This window comes from Frankia sp. CeTa3Moorea (assembly GCF_978021225.1).
The window spans coordinates 32,535-36,686 of record NZ_CDXDOR010000044.1; the positions used below are offsets into that span (position 1 = coordinate 32,535).

Consider the following 4,152-nt stretch of genomic DNA (forward strand, 5'->3'; position numbering starts at 1 on the left):
GGCCGCCACGGACAGCCAGAGCTGTCTGCGGCTTGGCGAGTGAAGGCTCAGCCGATTTCTTCTCGGCTTCACGATGACGGCTCGGTCCAGGACGACCGTCTCGTCGGGGTCGGCCATCTCTGCCCTCGGATCAGCCTTCATGCAGATCACCTGAGCGGGTCGATGTTTTCCTGCTCCGGATGATTCGTGAGCTGATTCGTGTGTTCAACGTTCTCTGCGTCGTCCGGCCGGAGCCGTTCGCAGCGGCGTCGGCCGGGGTGGTCCGATCCGTGGTGGCCAGCCGGGTGCCCCGATCCGACGAGGGCACCAGCGCGTCGTAGAGTTCCCGGTAGGCCGCGCGCGTGGTATCCCAGGTGTGTTCGGTCGCGAACCGCTCCGCGCGCCTCTCGGGGAGCTTCCGGATCGCCGCCGCGAGCTTGTCGAGGTCGTGGGGCGGAACGAGGGTGGCGCCCTTGTAGTCGCGCGCGGCCTCGGCGAGCCCGCCGACCTCGTAGAGGATCACGTGTAGGCCGTGGCTCATCGCGATGTGCAGGGGACCGCTCGAGCTGCCGCGCCGGTAGGGCAGCACGAGTGCGTCGGCGGCGGCGAAGAACCGTGCGGCCTCGCCGTCGTCCACGTACCGGTTCACGAAGGTGATGCGGTCCCGGTGAGGACTCTCGGCAATGAGCCTGCTCGGCAGGTCCCAGTCCTCCCAGGTCTCGCCGACGACGGTCAGCGTGTATTTTTCAGCCTCCACCCGGTCGAGGCTGTTGAAGACCATCACCAGGTCCTCGAGTCCCTTGTACGGTCGGATCAGCCCGAAGAAGAGCAGTCGGGTCGGCTTCACGAGCGGCTGGGCCGCCCCGTGGACGTCGATGGGATCGTCGGACATCGTGCTGTCGACGGTGAGGAGTTGGTCGTAAGGCCCGTGCGGGGCCCGCTCGACTCTGAGGTGTCCGAGGTCAAGGACGGAAGCTAGTTGATCCGCGTCGTGCTGGTTGTGGACCAGCGCGCCACCGGCCAGCCGCACCAGGACCGGGAGTAGGCGTTGGGAGTAGATGCGGGCTGGTGCGAAACGCATCTCGCCCGGATCTTGCACCTCATGAAACTCGATCACCATGGGGATCCGGCGGAGACGGGCGATCAGGGCCAGCGCGAGGTAGGTGTGCAGGACCGCGGCGGTCCACCACTGGAGAACGAGAAGCCGCGGGCGTCGTTGGACGAGGAAGACGGCGGCCCGGGCCAGTGATGGCGCCCAATACCAGTCGATCCCGTCGAGGACTGTCACCTTCTTGTCGTAGGACAGACTGGTCAGCTTGGCGCCGACCCGTCGATGGCCGGGATACAGCCGTTCCGGCAGAAGCCGACGGATCAGGATGACGTTCATCTCGAACTCTTCGGCCAGTGCATTGCTGAGCCGGCATGAATAGACGCTCAACCCACTGAGAAAACGAAACCCCGGCCCGACGACGCATATGCTTCCGCTGGTTCCGGTCTTCTTCGCTCCGTCGGGACTGCCGATATTCACTCTGTCCTCGCTTCTCGTCCGCGGCGCGGCAGAACTCGGTTGCGGCGGTGGCAGACTCGGTCCCGTGCCGTCGGGCTGTCGCTGGGGGCTGTCATCTGGGATGCGGATGCCTGGTGGAGAGCTGGAGAACCGATCCGCCCGCGGGGAGAGGATCTGGAACGACGCGCTTGGCGCTCGGCATCCTCGGACCTGCCTGAGCGGATCTGTCTGAGGGGACCTACAGGGCGGTCCCCAGCGGATGTCGATGATTCCATGCTTGGCGCCGTCTCGACCCCGTCGCTTCTCCAAGGATTATGTGAAGAAAACATGTCGGCATCCACCCCCGCATCAGGCGTTCGCGACGCGACCCATCTGACATCCGCCGTCCGATCGAGTGGCGAAATACGTTCGGCGCCCCCCCGCGGCATGCGCGTCGTTATTTTGTGGATCTCACCCGCTGAGTATCGATGTTGGAAGTCGACTTCTCCTCGATATCATTAATTTTCCTCGGTGTCACGGTCATCTGCCATTGAAGTGGGCCACGCCACATCGCGGGGAGCAAAGTGGCGAAGCGCTTTCGGTCCCGATGCGCGCGGGGAACCTCCGATCGGAGGTCCCCGGCGTCGGTGGTGCGGTCGAAAAGTACGAGCCGTCATTCCGGGAGGCGGTCCACCGGAAAAATCGGTGTCCCCGGTCGTGGGAACGAAACGGCGGGCGCTGGAGCGCCGTCACGTGGACCTCGGGATTGCGGGATTTCCGGGCGCCGTGGGAGCCGACCAAAATACCGTCACCCGTTGCCCGGGATGCACGACGGGTGGCCGGACCGGAGCTCATCTCTCGGTGAACGGCCGGACAAACGGCTAACGATCTCGAGGGGAAACGGAGAAGAAGTATGTGCTCACGCGCGGTCCACCTGGCGACGACCGGGCGACCGGCGCGGCCGAGAGCCGGCGGTCGCCGGCCGCGCCGGACAGGGAAGAACCGGTATGCCGCCGCGACGGACCGTGCAGGTGGATCCGCCCGCCGGTGGGCGCGAAAAAATACGATGTGGCATGGTCACTTGAAACGTCCCCCCAACGAAAGTCCCGTTCCGGCTGACCCGCACCTGAGAGCACGAACGGGTCTTCAGCGCGGATCGGAGATTCTCCGCGAATCCTAACAGCAACTGCGCAGACACCTCTCCGGGTGGCAGGGACTCCTCAAAGTCGCGTGACCGTGCGTGATGGTTCTTGAGGGAGTGGCTGGCTGTTGGGGACGGTGCCGGGGTGGTGGTTGGGGGCCCCGGGGTGGTGGACGAGAGCCGTCGGCAGCCACGCTGGGTGACGATCTCTGGGGCTGCCATGGGCTGATGGTGGGCGGCCCGTGATTGATCAGGGGGCACGGCCTCCGATGGCATCTGGGTGTCGAATCCGATCCGCCCCAGAAGGCCGTGCCCGTGTCTTCATCATCCCTGATCCGTCACCTCTGCCTGACCCTGGGCTGCCAGAACGACGCCCCGCCGCTGGTCACGGGTCCGCCCTCGGTCGAGCTGGCCGTGTCCCTGGCGGCCGTGTTCGCCCACACGCGCGACCGCCGTGGCGCGCGCGGGCTGCGCCATCGCCTGCCGTCGCTGCTGGCGGCCCTCACTCTGGCGATCGCCTGCGGCAAGGCGAAGATCGAGCCAGCGGCCCGCACCGTCGCCGGCTGGGACCAGCCGGTCCTGAAGGCTCTGGGCTGCCGGCGTAACCCGACCACCGGCCTGTTCGAGGCGCCCTCCACGTCCACCCTTGGCCGGCTGCACGAGGCCGTCGACATCGTCGCGCTCCAGACCGACCTGACCAGGTGGGCGGTGACCTGGGCACTCGTCGGCCGGACAGTGCCCGGGGAACTGGCCGACCCGGCGCCGCCGGAGAAGAAGGCCCGCCGCCCCCGGCCATCCCGGGCGGACCGGCCGCGCCAGGCCCGCGACGGCGGCCAGGTCGCCGCCGCGCCCCAGCACCCGTTCCTGTCCCCGGCCGTCCTGGTCGACCCGGCCCACCGGCCCACCCGGCCGGCCGTCGCGGTCGACGGGAAGGAACGGCGCGGCGCGCGCCTCGGCGGCGGCCGCAAGGTCCACCTGGTCGCCGCGATCACGCACTTCACCGGCCAGGTCCTGGGCCAGGAACGCGTCGCCCGCGCCGGCAAAGCCAACGAGGTCAGCCACTTCGCCCCGCTCCTGACCCCGCTGCCCCTCAAGGATGTGATCGTCACGGCCGATGCTCTCCAGACGACTCATCCCAACGCCCGGTTCCTGCGCGAGACCAAGAAGGCGCACTACCTGTTCCCGGTACTCGGCAACCAGCCGACCCTGAACAGCCTGCTCAACGCCCTGAACTGGGCCCATGTCGATGTTGTCGCGGCCACCGTCGAGAGCGGCCACGGCCGGATCGAGACCCGTACCCTGCGTGTCCTGCCCGTCCCGGCCGGGGTTCAGATGGCCGACGCCGCCCAGGTCGTGCTCATCGAGCGTTACGTCACGACCTGGAAGAAGGGCGTGCCACGCACCCGCGCGGAGGCCGTCCTCTACCTCACCAGCCTCGGCCCGGACGACACCACGCCCGCCGACCTGCTCGCCCACGTCCGCGGCCACTGGACCGTCGACATCTGTTCATCAGACTGCACCTGTGAGTAGGGGCGTGTAAGAACAA

General features: G+C 67.6%; 2 protein-coding genes. One reads left to right on the plus strand and one right to left on the minus strand.

Going from position 1 to position 4,152, the window contains the following annotated elements:
- Positions 1–130: 130 nt before the first annotated feature.
- On the minus strand, positions 131–1,366 hold the full coding sequence (locus tag AC08OV_RS10510; protein ID WP_476612569.1) for a glycosyltransferase: 1,236 nt from the start codon (positions 1,364–1,366) through the stop codon (positions 131–133).
- A gap of 1,555 nt (positions 1,367–2,921) precedes the next feature.
- Here AC08OV_RS10510 and AC08OV_RS10515 point away from each other — a divergent pair.
- Positions 2,922–4,136, plus strand: coding sequence for an ISAs1 family transposase (locus AC08OV_RS10515; protein WP_476619604.1), 1,215 nt, complete (start codon positions 2,922–2,924; stop codon positions 4,134–4,136).
- Positions 4,137–4,152 lie beyond the last annotated feature (16 nt).

Bases quoted from the DNA above. Each gene is read 5' to 3' on its own strand.
- AC08OV_RS10510 (WP_476612569.1), bottom strand. From the start codon at position 1,366: ATGAACGTCATCCTGATCCGTCGGCTTCTGCCGGAACGGCTGTATCCC.